The 19,362-nt window shown below is 29.0% G+C and carries 17 protein-coding genes; all 17 read right to left on the bottom strand.

The genetic code is table 11. The annotated features are described in order from the left end of the window. Positions 1-84: 84 nt before the first annotated feature. Positions 85-498: an HYC_CC_PP family protein gene (locus ACYPV9_RS06640; RefSeq protein WP_235869128.1), complete on the bottom strand. Its 414-nt coding sequence runs from the start codon at positions 496-498 to the stop codon at positions 85-87. 61 nt (positions 499-559) lie between these two features. Continuing rightward, the gene (locus ACYPV9_RS06635; protein WP_459742489.1) at positions 560-2,512 is read right to left on the bottom strand and encodes a heavy metal translocating P-type ATPase; all 1,953 of its coding nucleotides are present in this window, start codon (positions 2,510-2,512) and stop codon (positions 560-562) included. A gap of 21 nt (positions 2,513-2,533) precedes the next feature. Then, positions 2,534-3,028, bottom strand: coding sequence for a methyltransferase family protein (locus ACYPV9_RS06630; RefSeq protein WP_459742487.1), 495 nt, complete (start codon positions 3,026-3,028; stop codon positions 2,534-2,536). 163 nt (positions 3,029-3,191) lie between these two features. Further along, positions 3,192-3,551: a DUF3703 domain-containing protein gene (locus ACYPV9_RS06625; protein WP_109405252.1), complete on the bottom strand. Its 360-nt coding sequence runs from the start codon at positions 3,549-3,551 to the stop codon at positions 3,192-3,194. Positions 3,552-3,607: 56 nt separating this feature from the next. Continuing rightward, complete coding sequence (locus tag ACYPV9_RS06620) at positions 3,608-4,021, bottom strand: Fur family transcriptional regulator (protein ID WP_459742485.1); 414 nt, start codon at positions 4,019-4,021, stop codon at positions 3,608-3,610. Positions 4,022-4,023: 2 nt separating this feature from the next. Further along, the gene (locus ACYPV9_RS06615) at positions 4,024-6,210 is read right to left on the bottom strand and encodes a TonB-dependent receptor (RefSeq protein WP_459742483.1); all 2,187 of its coding nucleotides are present in this window, start codon (positions 6,208-6,210) and stop codon (positions 4,024-4,026) included. 49 nt (positions 6,211-6,259) lie between these two features. Next, the gene (locus tag ACYPV9_RS06610; protein WP_459742481.1) at positions 6,260-6,577 is read right to left on the bottom strand and encodes a DUF6660 family protein; all 318 of its coding nucleotides are present in this window, start codon (positions 6,575-6,577) and stop codon (positions 6,260-6,262) included. Positions 6,578-6,623: 46 nt separating this feature from the next. After that, on the bottom strand, positions 6,624-8,705 hold the full coding sequence (locus tag ACYPV9_RS06605) for a Piwi domain-containing protein (RefSeq protein ID WP_459742479.1): 2,082 nt from the start codon (positions 8,703-8,705) through the stop codon (positions 6,624-6,626). A 30-nt stretch (positions 8,706-8,735) separates the two neighbouring features. Then, entirely contained in the window at positions 8,736-9,875 is a 1,140-nt protein-coding gene (locus ACYPV9_RS06600) for an AbiH family protein (protein WP_459742477.1), read from the bottom strand. Between the two features lie 49 nt (positions 9,876-9,924). After that, on the bottom strand, positions 9,925-13,125 hold the full coding sequence (locus tag ACYPV9_RS06595; RefSeq protein WP_459742475.1) for an Eco57I restriction-modification methylase domain-containing protein: 3,201 nt from the start codon (positions 13,123-13,125) through the stop codon (positions 9,925-9,927). 234 nt (positions 13,126-13,359) lie between these two features. Continuing rightward, a complete protein-coding gene (locus tag ACYPV9_RS06590; RefSeq protein WP_459742473.1) occupies positions 13,360-15,138 on the bottom strand; it encodes a DUF3987 domain-containing protein in 1,779 nt (592 codons plus the stop codon). Next, entirely contained in the window at positions 15,135-16,043 is a 909-nt protein-coding gene (locus tag ACYPV9_RS06585) for a BT4734/BF3469 family protein (RefSeq protein WP_459742471.1), read from the bottom strand. Before ACYPV9_RS06585 ends, ACYPV9_RS06590 begins: the two co-directional genes overlap by 4 nt. Further along, positions 16,030-16,326, bottom strand: a complete 297-nt coding sequence (locus tag ACYPV9_RS06580; protein ID WP_299059573.1) for a helix-turn-helix domain-containing protein — start codon at positions 16,324-16,326, stop codon at positions 16,030-16,032. The genes ACYPV9_RS06585 and ACYPV9_RS06580 overlap by 14 nt, the downstream gene beginning before the upstream one ends. Beyond that, complete coding sequence (locus ACYPV9_RS06575) at positions 16,323-16,625, bottom strand: helix-turn-helix domain-containing protein (protein WP_109405243.1); 303 nt, start codon at positions 16,623-16,625, stop codon at positions 16,323-16,325. Before ACYPV9_RS06575 ends, ACYPV9_RS06580 begins: the two co-directional genes overlap by 4 nt. Positions 16,626-16,781: 156 nt before the next feature. Beyond that, complete coding sequence (locus ACYPV9_RS06570) at positions 16,782-17,747, bottom strand: DUF6617 family protein (RefSeq protein WP_459742468.1); 966 nt, start codon at positions 17,745-17,747, stop codon at positions 16,782-16,784. Then, a complete protein-coding gene (locus ACYPV9_RS06565; protein WP_299059582.1) occupies positions 17,747-18,841 on the bottom strand; it encodes a site-specific integrase in 1,095 nt (364 codons plus the stop codon). The genes ACYPV9_RS06570 and ACYPV9_RS06565 overlap by 1 nt, the downstream gene beginning before the upstream one ends. 3 nt (positions 18,842-18,844) lie before the next feature. Then, on the bottom strand, positions 18,845-19,210 hold the full coding sequence (locus ACYPV9_RS06560) for a helix-turn-helix domain-containing protein (protein WP_109405240.1): 366 nt from the start codon (positions 19,208-19,210) through the stop codon (positions 18,845-18,847). Positions 19,211-19,362: the final 152 nt, after the last annotated feature.

Raw genomic sequence — 19,362 nt, 5'->3', positions numbered from 1 at the left:
ACATTGATGTTTAGAAAACACCGAATACAACAAATTATCCTTATGACACAAAGCCATTGGATAAAACAGTCTAAAGTTTAAAAATCAAATTAAATACGTCTCGTCAATTTTGTAGAGTTGCCTTATGACGAGTGGCGGTTTGTACTCTTCGTAAGAAGATACATTATTTTTTATACCTTCAAAAAGGTTAATATATGTGTAAACAAATGAAGCAATGAATACCTGTTGTTCAAATGAAATTTTGTCAACTTGTAATTGAAGTTCGTCTTGACCCTCAATTGCTAATTGTTTATCATCGCAACAATTTTTCTTGGTAATAGAACATCCTTCAGTAGAAGGTTTTTCCATTTCCATACCGCAACCTTTGGCTTTATGGAAAATAGCCGTTTCTACTAAAGTATCTCCGCAATAATGCATATTCATAGTAAATGACATTGTAGAGAATAACACTACAAAAGCCATTGCTAAAGACATTATTTTATGGAATACTTGTTTCATACTGATTGCGAAGTTACGAAAATTTAACAAATGTTGGTTTTGTTTAACATAAGTTTAGTGGTTAACTCCATCTCATCCGTTGTAATCTGACTGCGTTTAAAATTGCTAATAATGCTACTCCTACATCTGCAAATACCGCTTCCCACATTGTAGCTAAACCACCTGCTCCTAAAAACAATACAATCACTTTAACACCAAAAGCTAATATGATGTTCTGCCAAACTACTTTACGTGTAGAACGACTAATTTTAATCGCCTTTACCACTTTTGAAGGTTGGTCTGTTTGAATGATCACATCTGCTGTTTCAATAGCGACATCACTACCTAAACCACCCATTGCAATACCAACATTACTCGCTGCTAAAACTGGTGCATCGTTAATACCATCACCTATAAAAGCTACTTTATTTTCAGGATTTTTCTTTAAAATTTCTACTTCGTTTAATTTATCTTCTGGTAGTAAACCACCTTTAGCAATTTCAATATTTAACTCTTTGGCTACTTGTTGCGTTATCGAATCTTTATCACCAGAAAGCATCATAATATTTTTAATACCTACTTTATGTAAATCTGTAATTGTTTCTTTTGCATCCTCTTTTAATTCATCTGCTATTACTACATAACCTGCAAATTGATTATCGATTGCAACTAAAACGATAGATTCTACAATAGATTTCGTTTCAGTTGGAACATCAATACTATTGGCAATCATTAAGGCTTTGTTACCTACTAAAACTGTTTTACCATTTACAATCCCTCTTAAACCTTTACCTGCAATTTCAGATACTTCGGTAGCTTCAAAATATTCTCCTTCTGCTTTATACTCTAAAATTGCTTTAGCGATTGGATGCGTGGATTGTTCTTCCATCGCCATTAAGTATTGCATAAATTCGGTTTCATTACAACCGATTGCTTTTACTTCTTTGATTTTAAAAACACCTTTGGTAACTGTTCCTGTTTTGTCCATTACTAAAGTATTTATCTTGGTCATTGCATCTAAAAATGAAGCACCTTTAAATAAGATTCCATTTTTTGAAGCTGCTCCCAATCCACCGAAATATCCTAATGGAATTGAAATTACCAACGCACAAGGACAAGATATTACCAAGAAAATTAATGCTCTGTATAACCAATCTCTAAATACATAATCATCAACAAAAAAGTAAGGTAGGAAAGTAACGCCAATAGCTAAAAACACTACAATTGGTGTATATATGCGAGCAAATTGTCTGATGAATAATTCTGTTTTAGATTTGCGAGCTGTTGCGTTCTGTACCATATCCAAAATCCGAGCAATGGAACTATCTTTAAATTCTTTTGTGGTTTCAATTTCAATAACGCCATCCATATTAATACTACCTGCAAATACTTTTTCGCCTTTTGCAATTGTATCTGGTTTACTTTCGCCTGTTAATGCTGCAGTATTTAAAGATGCTTTTTCGGATAATAAAATACCATCCAATGGAATTTTTTCACCTACTCGAACTTGAATTTTCTCTCCAATATTTACAGCTTCTGGCGACACACTTATATAGTCACCATCACGAAATGCATTGGCTTCTTTTGGTCTAACATCTAATAATGCTTTAATATTTCCTTTTGCTCTATTTACTGCTGCATTTTGAAATAACTCACCTACTGCATAAAATAGCATAACTGCAACACCTTCTGGATATTCACCAATTATAAATGCACCAATCGTGGCAATAGACATTAAAAAGAACTCTGTAAAAACTTCGCCCTTTTTAATGCTATTCCAACCCTCTTTTACTACTGGAAATCCAACTGGAATATATGCTAAAGTGTACCAAACTACTCGAATCCATCCTTTAAATTGAGGAATCGCAATAAAATAATCTACAGTGATACCTACAATTAACATTACAAAACTTATGATAGCAGGAATGTATGATTTGAATGCGCTACCATCTCCGTGGTCGTGACCATCATCGTGAGAATGTTGTTCTTCTGAATTTGGTTTTAAATCTCTTAAATTGACTTTCTTTTTTTTCATTATTATTCTAATACAACATATTTATAACCAACGTCTTACTTTTTTAGCATACTTTATATACTCATCTCCAAACTCTCGTTTTAAAAATTCTTCTTCTAATCTAATTTGTGTGTTTATACTTATTGTAGATAATGAAATTATCAATAAAGTAAAAGCGTTCGGAATTACTAAAAACAATCCAATATTTGCTATTATAATTCCAAGAAAAATTGGGTTTCTTGAAATTGAAAACATTCCATTTATTACTAATTTGGTTTTGTTCTTTTCATCAATTCCAATTCTCCAAGAGGTTGACATTTGGCTTTGAGAAATCCACACTAAAATCAATGATGTAAACAAAAATGCCCATCCAATTTTTTGTAAAATAGGATTTTCTAAATACCAAAAAGGTAATAAATATTCGTACCACTCTTTTTTGAAAGCATAGACACCAACAATAATGAGTTCAAAAATTGTAATAAATGTAAAAATCTTACCATTAAAACCGTGAGCATCATCAGTTTTATTGAAGGTCAAAGGATTTATACCTGTTCTCTGCCACAACAATATAGACCTGATTACAAAAACAAATAGGAAATAAATATAAAATAAGTAAATAGAATCATTGTTTTGCTTTTAAATATTTAACAAAAAAATAAAAAAGAATAATTTTATTTTTAAATATCATTCAACTGGCGTTTTATTTATATAATAATTCTTTAATATCTTTAGGAATGGGCATACGCTTTAATGGTGGTACGTTTGCACCACCTGTATTGCCAAGTGGAACGTGGTCAATAAATGATTTCCAACCACCAACAAGTAACCTAATAATTTGACCGAGTACTTCTTTAGTATCTTTTTGCATAAATCCAAATTTTAGCATTAACCAATGTGAATAAGTATGTTCTATAGGATAAGATTGCCCTATGATATGACTTCGTTCTAAATGATACCAAGCATCTTTATAATTACCAGAATTAAGATGTTGTCTATATTTTTCCAATTCACTTTCAAAAGCAACTTTTAAATTGCTTGGTATTTTAGTATTTAACTTCATATACATTAATTTTCAATAAAAGTAGTACAATAGTTAGTGCAATGGAAGTGCATTTATTATCCACTACACTTATCACATATACCTTTTACAACCAAGTTTACATTTTCAGAAACAAAACCATCAGGAACTTTTATTTGAGGTATTTTATGGTCTGTTAAGCAAATGGTTTCATTGCAATTGTTACAATGGAAATGTAAGTGTAAATCGGTCTTTATATCACAATTACAACCTTGTTCACATAAAGCGTATTTGGTAATACCTGTACCATCGTCTATTTGATGTACAATATCCTTTTCTTCAAAAGTTTTTATGGTTCTGTAAAGCGTAGTTCTATCTGCTTTTTCAAATGCTTTTTCAATATCGCTTAATGTTACTGCAATTTCTTTTTCAGCTAGAAACTTATAAATGAGTAATCTCATTGCTGTAACTCGAATATCTTTTGATTCTAATAATTGTTCTATTGTTTCCATAACTAATCGTGGTCTTCGTTTCCGAATGGTTTAATAATAAGCCCTACACTAAATATAAAACCATCTGTAGGTGCATAAATCTCTGGAAATACAGGATTCTCGTGTGGTGGTAAAACCAAAGGTGAAAATCTGCTTTGTCTTCTATCTGTAAAGTTTTCAAAGTTCACAAATACACTACCTAATTTAAAGTTACGCAAAACCAACAAACCCATAGTAACAAAATCTGTAGTTTCTGTTCCATTAGATAAAAATTGTTTTCCTGTATAGTAGGTTTCATAACCAATTCGCCACTTTTCAGACTCATACATTAATACACTACCTGCATTATGTTTTGCTGTTAATGGTTTTTGAGGATTACCAGGTAAATAATTTAGTTTGGTATCAATAAACGCATAGTTTAAAAACCATCTAAAGTCTTTGTAAGTAAATTTAATATTTGTTTCAGCTCCTTTACTAAAGATTTCATCTGGTGCATTTTCAAACTGAAATAATCCGTTATCTGTTGAATTTAAAAGCAACCCATCATTAATAGCAGTAACATAGAATAATTGATTTACAGAAAAACCAATCTCATCAGTTAAACGTGTTTGATAGTTGAAATCGAAATTAACACCATAAGAACGTTCTGCATTTACTGTGGATTTATCTATTGCAAGAACATTTTCGAAATTTATATACTCTGCTTCTTCTGTAAAAATATCTGGAATTTTATACCCTAAACCTCCACCAATTCTACTTGAAAATCCACTATTATTTTTATATAGTAATGAAATTCTTGGAAGTGGAAAGAAACCGAAATCAGTATTATAATCTGCTCTTAAACCTGTTTCCAAAATCCAGTTTTCTGATATATCATAAGTATTATTTACAAAAACTCCAGCAGTTACATCCTTTTGGTCACGTTGTAAAGTTGCACTGTCATTTTCATCAAAATTTGATGTATATAGATTAGCTCCAATTATCCAATCTGTTTTTTCTGATGCTTTGGTATATGTGATTTCAGTAAAAGTGTTTGTTTGCTGACCATCAAAATTAAAATAAGGAACAGTTAAATTCCTATCAAAAAAAGAGACACTATTTTTAAATTCTAATGAACTAACAGAATCTAATTGCGTTTGATACACCAATTGACTACTTAATCTTTTAGAATTATTTTCTTCAGTATATTGATGTATGCCATTTTCTCCACTTTCAATTTTGGTAATATCTCCACCAATTCTATCATCATACGTTCCGTTTAATCCGAACCAAAGTGTTGTTTTATAGGATGGATAATAAAACAGTTTAGGATTAAAAGAAATTGATGTTGTTTTTGGTAGATTGCTAAAGCCATCATCTTCTGGGTCGTATACTTTTTGATAATGACCAGAGCCATAAAGTGAAAAACCAAATTTTTTATTTCGTTTGCTATAAAATACATTAGCTGTACTTCCTAACGCTTGTGTCTGCGTGAGCATTATATCTAATGTAGGTTCTTCGTCTGGTGTTTTAGATACCATATTTACTAATCCTGCAATAGCACCTCCACCGTAAAGTGTTGATGAACTTCCTTTAATAATCTCAAATTGTTGTAAGTCTAAAGGTGGTATTTGTAAAATACTTAATCCACTTGAAAAACCACCATATAATGGAAAACCATCTCTTAAAAGCTGTGTATACCTACCATCCAATCCTTGAATACGAATATTGGTACTCCCACTACTTAATGATGTTTGTTGCATCTGTATTCCTGTACTTTCACGAAGCACCATAGAAATATTAGTTGGGTTCATTATTGCTTTTTCTCCTAATTCCTCTGCACCGATAAACTCGATACGTGTAGGTATTTTTCGTACTGTTCTTGTGCTTCTTGTAGATTGCAGTACTACAGCATCTAATTGATTGCCGCCCTCTTTTAGTTTAAACACTAATTCATTATTACTTGGAATTTGAATTGTTGTCTCAAATGTTTCAAAACCTAAAAAGGAAATTATTATTTGATGCTGACCGTTTGGTATTTCTGTAAATTCTGCAATACCATCAAAATTAGTTACAGCACCTTTTTCTAATGCTTCAAAGTAAACCGTAGCACCCATTAAAGGCTCGTTTTCAGCCTCTGTTATAACTTTAATTTGTATGTCAGTTGTTTGTGCCTGTAATGATAGACAAAGTATTAATATGAGCTTTATGCTCAATAAATATTTATTCATTGAATTATAATTGTAATTAACTAAATAATTGATTTAAAATCGTGTTGTTTTAGCTTATTACTTGTGGCGGTTGCCAAATATTAGAAATAAAATTAAACCTATAAACAGGTTGATATGTAGAAATTAACTCCGTTGAAATTTTAATATTGAATTTTAAATCAAATGTCTTGATTGGTTCGTAAGTAATAGACATACCACAACAATTACAAATACAAGTTACAGGACAAGAATCGTCGCTATCTTCTTGATGATTGTGATTAACACTTATTTCGTCTTGATGCTGGTCTTCTATGTTTTGACCATCAGAACAAGGCTTTGCTGAAAGCAATAGTATTATTAAGGATAATATGACTGTTACAAATTTCACAATTACAAAGATAAAAATTTAATGATGCAATGGTTGTGCAAAGTATTTACAAAAACCACAATTTATCTTTAGAATCTTTATGAATTGTACCTTGAAAAAGAGGTGCAATTTGTGCAACCATTTCTGGGTATTTTATGGTTACTGGTACATTTTGTTGTCTTAAAGATTTCCAATACAATCTACTGAATTGATACACTTGTGTGAGTAGCTCCGTAATAATATTTGCATCTTCGAAAGCGTCTTCATCTGGACTTGAAATACCAATTTTAATAGGGAAGGGATAACCTTCTGCAGCAGGATATTTATAATCATTTTTATACCTTGCATTATTGAATAGTAAAAACTTATTGAAACCTATTCTAATATATGTACCACTTTTTGGCATTAGATTAGACCAATTACTATCATAAGCAATAATATCTTGTGCTTCAGTTTTATTGATATTTAAAATATATAATGGGACATTTAAGCCTAACAATTTCATTCCTTTTTTTATAGGTGCTATTTCTTTTTCGCTCATATCTTTATAGAAATGAATGACTACTTTTTCTGGTTCTATCTGAGAAGAAAAAGTTCTTATTTTATTACATATACTACCTGCTAAAGCTTTACTATTGCTTTCAGAAAAATAATCGAAACCATTAAACAAACCATTGTTTTGGAAACTAAATGCACTTGCAATATAGCGTCTATTTGCATCTTGAAAAGTAAAAGCACCAACACCAATTACTAATTCTTTTTTTTCTGTAACTGCCAACTTCCAAGGAACACCTCCTAATTTAGCGTGTATAGCTAAAGATATATTGTGCAATGTATATTGATAACTCTTAGGTTTATTGATATCTATTTGCATTTTATTATAATCTATTACTTGAGAAATAATACCTTCTTTGAGTAATAGTTCTTTAACTTTTACATATACTAATTTGTCTTCTTTGTTGGGTGTAAACTTATCAAAAGGACTGATATAAAATGCAGCATATCTAATTGAATCTTTGTCAAAATCTTTTTGTTCTAATTGCGCTATAATTTCTGGAATAGGATTGTGTACATCTGTATATTTTATAAAATGTTCATTAGACAATTTTGCTTTGATATTTATATAACTTTCTAAACTTTGATAAAAAGTACCTTCACCTGTACCTTTTGTTAAATACTTATAGAGCGTTTTTATTTGAGGTTGATGACTTTCGTGATAAATGAAAAAGAATTTGATATTTGGATTTTCAGGTCTTCTATATGGTTTGAATTTTCCTAGTTCTTTTTTTGGGAAAAGCCCTTTATTCTTATTTGCATACTCTAATAAACCTTTTTGTGGGTCTATGTGGTTTATTAGTTTTTTGGGTACTTCAATAAAATTTTTGCCATAAATTGGAATTATTGCTTTAAATTCTTCTATTAACAGGTAAGCATTTGCAAAGGTTGTACTATTTTTTAGATACTTTATATATCTATTGCTACGTTCAGGAGCTGGCTCTGGAATGTTGTAAACTTTTGCCAAATCTTTGCGCAATAAAGGGAAAGCTTTATCGAATTCTATGGTATTGTAAAAGTCTTGTTTATCAGGATCTTTTAATTTTTGATAATTGAATACGCTGTTATTAAATACCGTTCTTTTTACCAAAGTTGTGTCTTCAATTTCCGATAAAGGAATGTTCATTACCTTGGCCATACCATCAAAAGAAACAATTAGTTCTGGGTGTTCTGAAACCTGAGCAAATTGAATTTTTAAAGAAAATTTATAATATCTGTTGTATAATGGGTGAATCTCTTTTTTTTCTTTTAACCATATTTGAATATCTCCAATAAAATTTTTGACTACGATAAACCCTTTTTCTTTAAAGTGATTTCTAATTTTGAATTTAAGGTACTGTTTATATATTTGAAGTTCTTTTTTAAACATTTTTATTTCTAACCCAATAGCTCCTTCTACTTGCTGCGTGTAGGTTGTATAAATAAACTCTTTATCTGTACTGTTTACTTCTGGAAAGGCTTCTAATATTTTAGGAGACCATTTAGATTTATAAACGGGGTGACTATTTTCTGTTTCCTCTGCTGTAAAGTAGAATGTTGGTTTTACCTCTGGCCAATCAAAGGATAGGATATTAAAGTGCAATTTTTCTGACATAATGTATTGTTTTTCTTTTACAATTTTATACTAATCTTTTTCTAGTTGAGGTATTTTGTCTTTTTCATTAAAGTTTACAATTTTTTTTCTCATTAAGTTGTTATCTTTAAAATGCCTTGAAATTTCCATAGTCTTATTATTAAAATCATTTTCATCTTTATAATAATACACTTTTATTGACTTGCAATTTTCGTTTTCAAAAATTTCGTTAAGCATAACCCTATCTGACAATCCACAAGAATGCCCATAAATACAAACTTGATATTCATTAGAATTTACAAACCTTAACAAATTTCTATAATTAGGACTCCTAAAATATTGAAACGATTTTATATTCTCTAAATATAAATTATCGTTCAAATTTTGTATTTCCTCATATTTACTATCCATTTCATCTCCATAACCAAATATTATTTTTTCAGTTTTAGAATTTAATTTACCGTGAATATGGTTTAATTGGTAACTTGGATTAAATGACTTATTTGTATTTTGTAAGAAAAAAGAATCTAATACACTTTTAAGAGAATCTGTATAATTAAAATTTAAGAAATAGTAGTTTTGTGTACCTATTGAGTGTTCATTTTCATTTACATCAAAAACCTCATTGTAATCTACCCCATAAAAAAAATGTTCTATAAACTGTGAAAAACTCGCTCTTTTAAGTTCTGGTATTTTGAGAGTTGATAAATAAGTTTCTAATTGTTTTTTTAAGAAGCTAAAATCATTATTTAATTTTTCAACTTCTTTTTTTTCTTTTAGATTTAACTTTAAAATATGATAATAGGTTCTTTCAATATCTACCCAAGAGTTTAGAGAAGAATCAAATATCATTTTAAACAGTAATGAATCTCTTTCTATTATTACTCTTGAATTTTCTTTGAGTAAGTCTTGTATTTTTTTAAGCGTATCATACCTATCTATAAATTCTAATAATTGTTTATTATCATAAAGCTTATTCCAATAAGTAGTAGTTAGCTCATCTTTGTAATAGAAATATTTTGTACTCATATTTCTATCATCAAAACGCTGCTTTTTCTGAACTGAAGTTATTAGTAAACTTTTTAAATACCAAAACAAAAAATCATTGTAAGAAGTTTTCATCCCTAAAGCTAAATCAAAGCCATTGCCAACTAAAATTAGTCGATTATAAATTTTTTCTTCTTTACTCATACTATTCTTTTTCTATTTTTAAGAGATTGATTCGTAAACTCGCAATGACTTAAGAGTTCTCAACAATTGCAATTTCTTCTTCTGTTAAGCCATACAACTCATAAACCATTTGGTCGATTTCTTTGTCTGTTTGGTTTATTTGGGTTTGCAACTCTTGTGCTTTTTGTTTGTTTTCTTCAAAGAGGTCTAACCACTCAAACTCGTCTTTTTTTGTTAGGGTTGGCACTTCTTGTAAGCTATCTTTTAAACGTTGCTTATTGTTTGTTTTAATGGCTTTGTTTAGCTCTTTTATAAAGTCTCCAAATTCTAAATCTTGCCAATTTTGTAGTTTTTTGGATAGTTTTTGGAGTTGGAATTTTTGTTGAATGTAGATTTGTAATTTTGATTTCATTAAATTGAAATCGTAAAATATTGTATGAAGTTTTTTTGATTCTTTTACAAATAACTCTTGTTCAGTTATTTGAATTTTCTTGATATATGTATTTCTTAAATTTGGAGCAGAAAAAAGAAGATAACCTCCAGACATTCTTAAGCCATCAAAAAAGCATTCAAACATATAATTATATAATTTGGAATTTATCCAACATTGAACATACTCTGGTAAATAATCTTTATTAAAAGAGTGAATGCAATTTGTGTTTATTGAGGCATAATCACCCTCATTATCAAAAAAGGATTCGCATCGTAATCCAATTTTTGCTATTATAATTTTAGGTGAAGAATATAGATTATGTCTATTTTCTGAAATCTCCCTATTTTCTTTTGATAATGATGGTTTTAATATTTTTTTTCCTTTATCTGTTAATTCACTTAATCCCCAAGTTGTACAATATGGATCAATAGTTCCTGTATTTATTAGTTTATAGCCATTTTCTTCTTCATTAATAAAATTAGAGTAAAGATCGGCTTCACTTGCAGTTGATGTTGCGTTTATTTTACCAACGTTTTGTAAATTTTCAGATTGATTTATTACTTTTTCAGTAATTACTAATTTATCGTTTAGCAAAAAACCTAAAATGTAATCTTCTAAAACATCAAGTTTATCAGATTTAAATTTAGTTTCAATTATTTGTTTTGAATCTTCATCAAAATAACCTGTTGACACATTGTAATCTTTTTTCTCCTTATTTTTTAAAAAAGAAATTACTGGATAAGTACTTGCATCTTGAAATACTTTTTTATCAGAATAATCAATTAATCCAGAAATTTCATACTTCAATACCAAAAGCTCTCTCAACGCTTTTCCATAGCTTGCGGATAAAAACCTATTGGGTGTTATGTAAGATAATATTCCTTTTGTTTTGATCAGTTTTAAACCTTTTTCGAAAAAATATATATACAAATCAACAGTTCCTTTTGCAGTAATATAATTTGATTTTAAAAAGGAATATTGAATTTTTGTTAAGCTCTTTTTTAATTCATTTGCATTTACATAAGGAGGATTTCCAATAATCACATCAAAACCACCTTTTTCGAATACTTGTGGAAATTGAGTTTCCCAATTGAAAGCTTTATCACCTGCCACTGTTTTGCTATCAATTAAAGAATTACCACATTTTATATTACTGCTTAAATCGTTTAATTTTCTACGTGGTTGTGCAGTTCTTAACCATAAAGATAGTTTGGCAATTTCTACAGATTCTTCATTTAAATCTACCCCAAAAATGTTGTTTTCTAATATGGTATTTTCAATATCAGAAAACTGAAAACCACCACCTAATACTTTTGTTTTTAGTTCATCTATATACGTATGCTCTTTTATTAAAAAATCTAATGCTTGGTTTAAAAATGCTCCAGAACCACAAGCAGGGTCACAAATAGTGAGTTGTAACAACCAATCTCTATAGGTGTCTAACAAATCTACTAACTTTGTAATTGTAGACTTATTTCTGTTCTTACGTCCTTTAAAATATTCTTCTTCTTTAATACCTAATGCTACTTTCTTTTCTTCACATAATTTACCTACTGTATTTTCTACTATGTATTTGGTAATGTATTTTGGGGTGTAGAATACTCCGTCTTTTTTACGTTTGCTGGTTTGCTTATCAAAATTAGCACCTTCAATTTCTGCATTTACGCTTTCTATTTCATTTAAAGAGTTTTCGAAAATGTGTCCTAAAATATTAACATCAACTTGACTTTCAAAATCATACCCTGCTAATTTATGGGTGTGTTTGTATAATAATTCGTTATCTATTTCTAAATCATCTAATAAAGTATCTTCTTTAAATAACCCACCATTATAAGCGTATATTTCGTCTCTACTTTTTGTGCCTTGTCTTCCTTGGTCTAAAAAATGAAAGTATTGTTTAAAAAGATTGTACAATGGTCTTTCATCCCCAAAATCGTTGTCTGCTTTCCATTTTTCTAAAATAAGCTCTGTACTATTTGCAGGTAATAAAGCTCTATCTTCTGCAAAGAATATAAATAAGAAACGATCTATTAATTTTTGTGATTTTTTAAAGAGGGTTAGTTTTACGTTTTTTTCTAGTTGAAGTTGTTCTTGAGATTTCTCTATAACTTCGTTAGTTGCTCCTAATGAAACTTTCCTTTCATTAGAACCAGTGCTCGAAATGACAGCAGAACTCTTTAATCTTTTGGCATTTTGTTTTACTAAATCTCTATATAATTCTCTTTTAAAGAGTGAGTAGTCTTTGTAAAACTCTTTTGTAATTTGTTCTTCTTGTACTATAGATGCTTCTTTAATTTTTAAAGGAACGTTGTTTATAATATTGTCTTTTTGTAAACATAAATAGAAGAGTTGAAAACGTTCTTTTGTGAATTCAAATAAATTAAATTCTTCAAACTCTGTAGCATCATTAATATAGAATCGTAACTTCTCGAAATTAGATGTAATTACATAGACACATCCTTTTTGATTTGCTTTATAATCAAATGCTTGTTTACGTATACTTTCTAAATCTTTGGTTTTTGTGCCTTTTAACTCTATTACTCCAATAGCAATATCATTATGTAATATTGCCCCATCTGCTTTTCGTGAGTTGGTTTGATTTTTATATTCTGCAACTAAATTAAAATCTGCTTTTGGTTTTAATGTATAGCCTAAAATATTTACAAATAGTTCTGTTAAAAATATACCTTGATATTCTTCTTCTTTAGAACTACGTATATTTTCTTGAATGGTAGGATTTAAAAAATACTTGACATACTTTTTGTAGGCTTTTACAATAACCTCTTTTTCTTGTAGGTTGATATAGTTCTTTAGAACAGATGTTTGGTATAATGACATTTATTTTTCTTTTTCACAATAATCTAACTTTGAAATAAAGTTGATTAAAAAACATCACTAATATAATAAAAGAAAAGAAGAATTAAGTAAAGACAACTAATAGTTACTAACTAATCATTAACAAAAAAGAAACTCTTAATTTATATCTTTGAGGATTTGAAGGATTTAAGGATTTTAAGAAAAAAAGCAAAAAGAGTTGATTGCTCCTTTGCTTCCTTAGTTTCCTTAAAATCCTTAGGTTTCCTTTGCAGGGTTTGTATAGCAATTATGTGCATCTCTATGAATTAAATTAGCTTTTACAAAAGAAGTCATATAGCCTTCAGCAGTTTTGTGAGGAATGCTAAACTTATCTGCAATATTTAAATACTCTTGTCTTGTAAATTTTGCAGAAAGTTCATTTAAAAATCGCTCTTTTTTATTTAGCCTTTTTTGTGTTTTAGGTTCAATGGGTAAATCATTAAACACTTTGCTACTATGGTTTACGAGTGTTGCAATTATAGAAATGGCATTGTTAAAATCTTCATCTTCACATTGTCTAATTTTGTTTACATCACCATCTTCCATAATTCTAAATACTGAGAATATCATCATTATTCTAAATGCTATTAAACCTAATCTTCTTATGGTTGCAATGTATTCCTCTGGTTGTACGTTTAAATATTTAGTTTGTAACGATTCAAAGAAAGAATTGAACTGTTGTTGCTGTTTTGTTGAAAGTTGAATTTCAATTTCTGAATTGTTTTGTAACGTTTTATATAGCTCTAAAAATTGAAGTCCTAGATTGTTGTAATAATCGTCTAAATTTAGTTTGTTACTATTATTGAAAACATTTTTCCAAATTGGTTTGATATTCATATAGTAAAACATAAATCTACTGAACAACCCATTTTCTGCATTCGGAATTAATGTAGCTACTTGTTTTGGTGTGCCTGAAAGAATTGTTGATAAACAAGGTTTTTCGATATCTACATATTCACTATCTGTTCTTCTGTAATAACTTATCGTTTCGTGATGAAAGGCTTTTCTAAAACCATCAGAATAATTACCATAATCACTTTTAAAGGCTTGTGCCAAGGTATCTCCTTCAGTTTCAAATATTAATCCTTTACCATCATTATCAGATATTAATTGATATACACCTGTTACACTATTGTTAGCAGGTATGAATAACATTTGTTCTGGAGGTTTTGAAGGTTTTTCTGCTTTTTCACTTTTGCCTTTATGTAGGTTGTATACATTCATTTCTGAATCGTATTGTTGCTTTAAAACTTTAGATTGTTCTCTTTTAGATTTATGAACTGGGTCTACTAAGTTTTTAATTTTATTTAGCCTTCCTTTTCCTGCGGAAGCAGGGGCAGTAACAAATAAATACAAGTTGCTATGCACTTTGTTTTGGTCGTAAATACCAAATAGTTTGGGTAAACACGCACTAAAAGCTGTAACAGCACCTAATAATAAAATATCTTTTTCTTCTGCGCTTGATGCAGGTTCAACAACAAATTTTAAAAACTCTGGAATGGTTTGATATACATTTTCTGAAATTGTAGGTAAATTATCCTTAATAGTTTCAATTGGTGTTGTATTATCTGTTTCATAACTTGTTGCATTCGCTGTTGTAAATTTGTTGCTTTCTTGTTGCTCTGTGATTCTGATACCTGCTTGATGTATGTGATGATATAAAGTAGCTATTGAAATTCCGTGACCTTTTGCATTGATGCATTTGGAATATTGTTCATCGCAATCTTTACTGTCATAACTTGAATGAAACTTACTTATTCTATGAAAGTATTGCCTTCCAGATTCTCCATATTCTTCTGCAATTGCAAAACCAATATTCCTCCAGTTTGTATAGTTTACAGTAATATCAATACCATTTCGTTCTATTTCATTTATATAGAATTCTATTTTGTTGCTAGAATGCTCAACAACGATTGTTGCTGTTTTGTTACTTGTTGTTACTAACTCATTTATAGGTTTATTTAACCATTCTTTAGGTTGGAACTTCTTATTCATACTATTTGATGTCTTTTATTTATAAAAGCAGTTGGATCATATGATAAAAAACAAGCTCTGGAAACGTCTTTACCTGATTGGTCTACTTCAATATTATAGGTGAAACTTAAATAATTGGCTACTGCCTTAAAATATTCTGAATGCGTTATCTCAGAAATATCTATTCTAATAATCCATTTTAAACCTTTACCAGAAGGTGAGGTAAATAATAGTTCAGTATCAAAATAATCATCATTTAGTAAACGTTTTTTTAGCTCAATGATATTTTCTAAATGGTCGAAATCTAAGGTTAACAAATTTGAATGTTTGATTAATTCTTTGTCATTTCTTTTCTTAAATATTCCTGAAAAAGTTACATAGTCGAAATTGTTTGCTTTGAATTTTCGAGCTTCTTTTGTATCAGTTATTTTTCTATAACTTTCTGTAGCACTTTTATATTTAGTACTAATGATTAAGCTATGTATTTGATGAAGCCATAAAGTATCCGCAGGAAAAACATTTCTAATAGGAGCTTTGAAAAAGCTACATTTAGCTATCCAAGTATTTTCTGCATTGTGAAAGAATTTATCTTCTTCCTTCGGTTTCGATTTTAAATTTAATTGTAACGCTTCACTTATTTTTATAAGCAACTGTTCAGAATTTTCAGTATCAAAATACAATTGCGCAAAATCAAAAACATCGCCCTTAAAATTGCTTAATTCAGTATCTATGTGAACAGCAATATTATTTTCAATCGTAATTTTTAGTGTCTCTTTATCTTTATTAAAAGGATTCTTGATTATTTTACAGCTCCTTCCTGTTAAGGAAAGAACTGTTTGATTTGAATAATACTGTTTTAATACATAAGCATAAATATTGATGCCATAATGTGTTTTGTTGAGTATTGCTGCTTTACTTATTTCCATCTTTTCTAAAATTATGGTTGTAGTAATTGTCTTGCAGTAATTGCTCAATGTCAGCTACTTTATAGTAAAATTTTCCTTGAATCTTACTATATGGTATTGTGCCATTTGTTCTAAAAGTTTGTAATGTTCTTTTACTAATGTGTAAGGATTGCATTACCTCTTGATTGTCTATCCAATTATCTTTCAGCTTTTCAGCTTTTTGATATTTGATTAAATCTATACGTGCTTTAATGTCTTTTATTTCTTGAGACATTGTTAGTAGCAAATCGATTATTTCAGTCATAGCTTTACCGTTTTTGCATTAATTAAATAATTAGCAGCTTGCTGTTCGATTTCGTCTTGCGATTCAATTTTATTACGTAACAACCATTGGTCTAATTCTGGTCTATTGAAATAGATTTTCTTACCATTTGGTTTGTAATGTGGAATTGCTCCTGTACTAGTTAGTTTGTATAAGTGAGATTGAGATAACTCTAAATACTTACACGTTTCATTAAAATTTAATACTTGTTTTTGCATTGTTTGATGCTCAATTATGAGTTTTTCAATGCTGTTTAATTTTTCGATGATATTTGTGTCCATCTTTAAATTGATTTAAAATAAATAAGGACATCTGGCCAAATGTCATTCTTGGTTATCAAGAACGATACAAAGGTTTAAAAACAATGATTTTTAAAGTGTGAGAGTTTTAGGTGAGTGGGAGATAACAATGAGATTTCTAATAAATCTCATTGTTTTTTATTGTATTTGTTTGAAGATATTGTCTATACTTTCTTTTTTTAACGGATTGTTATTTTTAGAATATAGGTTTTGAGCAGTTAAAGGTTTCCCTAGTTTAGTATAAAATAGACCTGTAGATTCTATTATTGTAGGATTCAAGTTTTTAAAATGCATTTTTAATTTATTTACAACGTACTTAAATTCAGTTGTCTTACAATCTAAATATATTTTCTTTTCAATTTGATTAAAGTTTTCAGTCAATAATAATTTATGTAAATCCTCTACATCTGTTGAAGTGTCTAGTAAATCAATACTAAACTGTAATCTTTTTAAAATTTTTAAAAGCCAATTTTTATCTTCTTTTAAATAACCAAATGAAACTTTTTTATTTAGCTTCTTAGAGACTTTTGTATTTGATTTTAATTCTGTTTTATTAGTGGTTTTATCCTTGTTTTTAACAATATCGTATTCATTTAAAACTTCATTAAAATGGTGTTTATAGATTTCCTCAACTGTAAATCTGTCTTCTTCACCATATTCAGCAAATCGTTCTTGTAATTCTAAATACAACCAGATCATATTTGTTTTTAAATACTGAATAACAAATGTGTTCTCTTCTTGGATGTTTTTTCTATGAAAATTATATTTTTTGATGTAATTATCTACATTTCGTAGATAATGTTTGTATTGATCAAAGATTTTTTGATAATTGAAAATATGTTCGTGTTCTATTGCATTCTCTGGAAAACTATCAATTAATTTATTAAACTTATTGCAAGTTTCAATATCAATCAGTTTTTTATAATATTTTCGTTTAGCACCAAAATCTTTTTCGGTAAAACTTATTGTAAATAGAGGAGGGGTTTTATAAGCTATACTAATTTTAAACGTACTATTTAGTTCTTTATAATCACGTTCGTTTTTTTTGTCCTTATGGATTCCTTCTGTTATGGAAATTAAGGAAGCGTAAATATCGTTTATCATTATAAGTCTAAATTTATTTTGTTAGCAGCTTCTCTTTTTTTGTCATCAATAACTTTGGCATAAATTTGAGTTGTTCTTAATTCTTTATGACCTAATAGTTTTGAAACTGTATAAATATCTGTTCCTAGTGTTAATTGAAGAGTAGCATAGGTGTGTCTTGCACAATGGAATGTTATTGTTTTTGTTATTCCTGCTTTCATCATCCACTGTTGTAATTTTAAATTTGACCAAGCACTATAATTCAAACCTTTAAAAATTTGGTTTTCTTGATTATCTTCTTCACCTAATAAAGTTCTTGCTTGTTCTGATATAGGAAGGGTTTGTGTTCCTTTTGTTTTCTTTTGAGTGAATCTGATGTAATAACCCATTTCTTTAGAATGTTGAATTTCAGACCATTTTAATTTTACTATGTCAGACCATCTTAAGCCTGTTAATGTTGAAAATATAAAAGCGGTTTTTAAAATAGGAATTTCACATTCTGTTTTTGCTGCTGCTTGTAATTCATCTAAGGTTAGAAATTCACGTTGAGGTTCTCCTTGTTTAAAATGCTTTACATTTTGCCCAGGATTAATTTTTAGAATATCATCTTTAACAGCTTGTTTTAGTGCAGCCATAAATTTACCAAAATAAGAATGCTTTGAGTTTTGAGATAGTTTTTTATTTGCTCTACCAATGGCATCTTTATCTAAATAGTTTCTGAAATTCTCTACAAACGTTTTATCAACATCTTTAAAGCTTATATCATTTGGACAAAAATTATCAAGATGTTTTAACATACTATTCCAATTGCCATAATTACCAGCACTATTGTTTTTGGTTTCAGCTAATGTCTTAATGTAACTAATAAAACTGCCTTTTAATTTTTCAATATTATCAAAACCATAGATTCCATTTTGTAATTCAATCTGTCTTTGTGCGCAAATAGTTTCAGCTAGTTGTAAGGTTTTTTTATTAACCTCTCTTTCTGTTGTAGTTTTAGGGTTAGGAGTGAGGTATAGTCTTAAATATTCAGTTTTTCTTTTACCTTTATGATAATAGTCGAGGTATAAACTTATATTTTTATTCTTCTTTCTTTTTCTTAGCGTTACTTTCATAGCTTATTCATTAAATAAATTTTCAATTTGTTTTTTAGATACTATTCTTTTTCTACCAAATGGTACAGCTTTTAAACGTCCATTTTGAACCATTCTCTGAATGGTCCATCTGCTAACACCAATAAGTTGAGAAGCTTCTGTAATACTTAAGTATTCTTTATTTGTATTAAGAACTGTGTTAGTATTATTGATTGTTTCGTTTTTTATTTCAGTTTCAGAAATAGCAGCATTTATTTTTTCTTGTCTTTTTCTTAGTTTCCAAGCTTTCTTGCCACAAGAATTACTACAATACTTAGTTACAGTTGTTCGCGCTGTAAATGTCTTATTACATTGCTGACAATTTTTTAAAAGATATATGTTACTACTCATCCTTTTGGTGCGTTAAGTAGCCTTATGGGTCAATAGGTAGCATTATGGTGCATAATATTTCCTATGTGTTTTTATTTATCTATTTGGGCAACAAATAATGAAATAAGGCAACGATTATACAACGAATTTAATCAAAAAAGAGCTAATAAGCA

The sequence above is a fragment of the Polaribacter sp. OB-PA-B3 genome (genome assembly GCF_054589375.1).
Note: the sequence above shows the minus strand (reverse complement) of the source record. Positions and strands in the feature narration are given on the sequence as shown.

Excerpts from the sequence above, each read along its gene's own strand:
- ACYPV9_RS06640 (WP_235869128.1), bottom strand. The coding sequence starts at position 498 with ATGAAACAAGTATTCCATAAAATAATGTCTTTAGCAATGGCTTTTGTA.
- ACYPV9_RS06635 (WP_459742489.1), bottom strand. The coding sequence starts at position 2,512 with ATGAAAAAAAAGAAAGTCAATTTAAGAGATTTAAAACCAAATTCAGAA.
- ACYPV9_RS06625 (WP_109405252.1), bottom strand. The coding sequence starts at position 3,551 with ATGAAGTTAAATACTAAAATACCAAGCAATTTAAAAGTTGCTTTTGAA.
- ACYPV9_RS06620 (WP_459742485.1), bottom strand. The coding sequence starts at position 4,021 with ATGGAAACAATAGAACAATTATTAGAATCAAAAGATATTCGAGTTACA.
- ACYPV9_RS06615 (WP_459742483.1), bottom strand. The coding sequence starts at position 6,210 with ATGAATAAATATTTATTGAGCATAAAGCTCATATTAATACTTTGTCTA.
- ACYPV9_RS06605 (WP_459742479.1), bottom strand. The coding sequence starts at position 8,705 with ATGTCAGAAAAATTGCACTTTAATATCCTATCCTTTGATTGGCCAGAG.
- ACYPV9_RS06600 (WP_459742477.1), bottom strand. The coding sequence starts at position 9,875 with ATGAGTAAAGAAGAAAAAATTTATAATCGACTAATTTTAGTTGGCAAT.
- ACYPV9_RS06595 (WP_459742475.1), bottom strand. The coding sequence starts at position 13,125 with ATGTCATTATACCAAACATCTGTTCTAAAGAACTATATCAACCTACAA.
- ACYPV9_RS06590 (WP_459742473.1), bottom strand. The coding sequence starts at position 15,138 with ATGAATAAGAAGTTCCAACCTAAAGAATGGTTAAATAAACCTATAAAT.
- ACYPV9_RS06585 (WP_459742471.1), bottom strand. The coding sequence starts at position 16,043 with ATGGAAATAAGTAAAGCAGCAATACTCAACAAAACACATTATGGCATC.
- ACYPV9_RS06580 (WP_299059573.1), bottom strand. The coding sequence starts at position 16,326 with ATGACTGAAATAATCGATTTGCTACTAACAATGTCTCAAGAAATAAAA.
- ACYPV9_RS06575 (WP_109405243.1), bottom strand. The coding sequence starts at position 16,625 with ATGGACACAAATATCATCGAAAAATTAAACAGCATTGAAAAACTCATA.
- ACYPV9_RS06570 (WP_459742468.1), bottom strand. The coding sequence starts at position 17,747 with ATGATAAACGATATTTACGCTTCCTTAATTTCCATAACAGAAGGAATC.
- ACYPV9_RS06565 (WP_299059582.1), bottom strand. The coding sequence starts at position 18,841 with ATGAAAGTAACGCTAAGAAAAAGAAAGAAGAATAAAAATATAAGTTTA.
- ACYPV9_RS06560 (WP_109405240.1), bottom strand. The coding sequence starts at position 19,210 with ATGAGTAGTAACATATATCTTTTAAAAAATTGTCAGCAATGTAATAAG.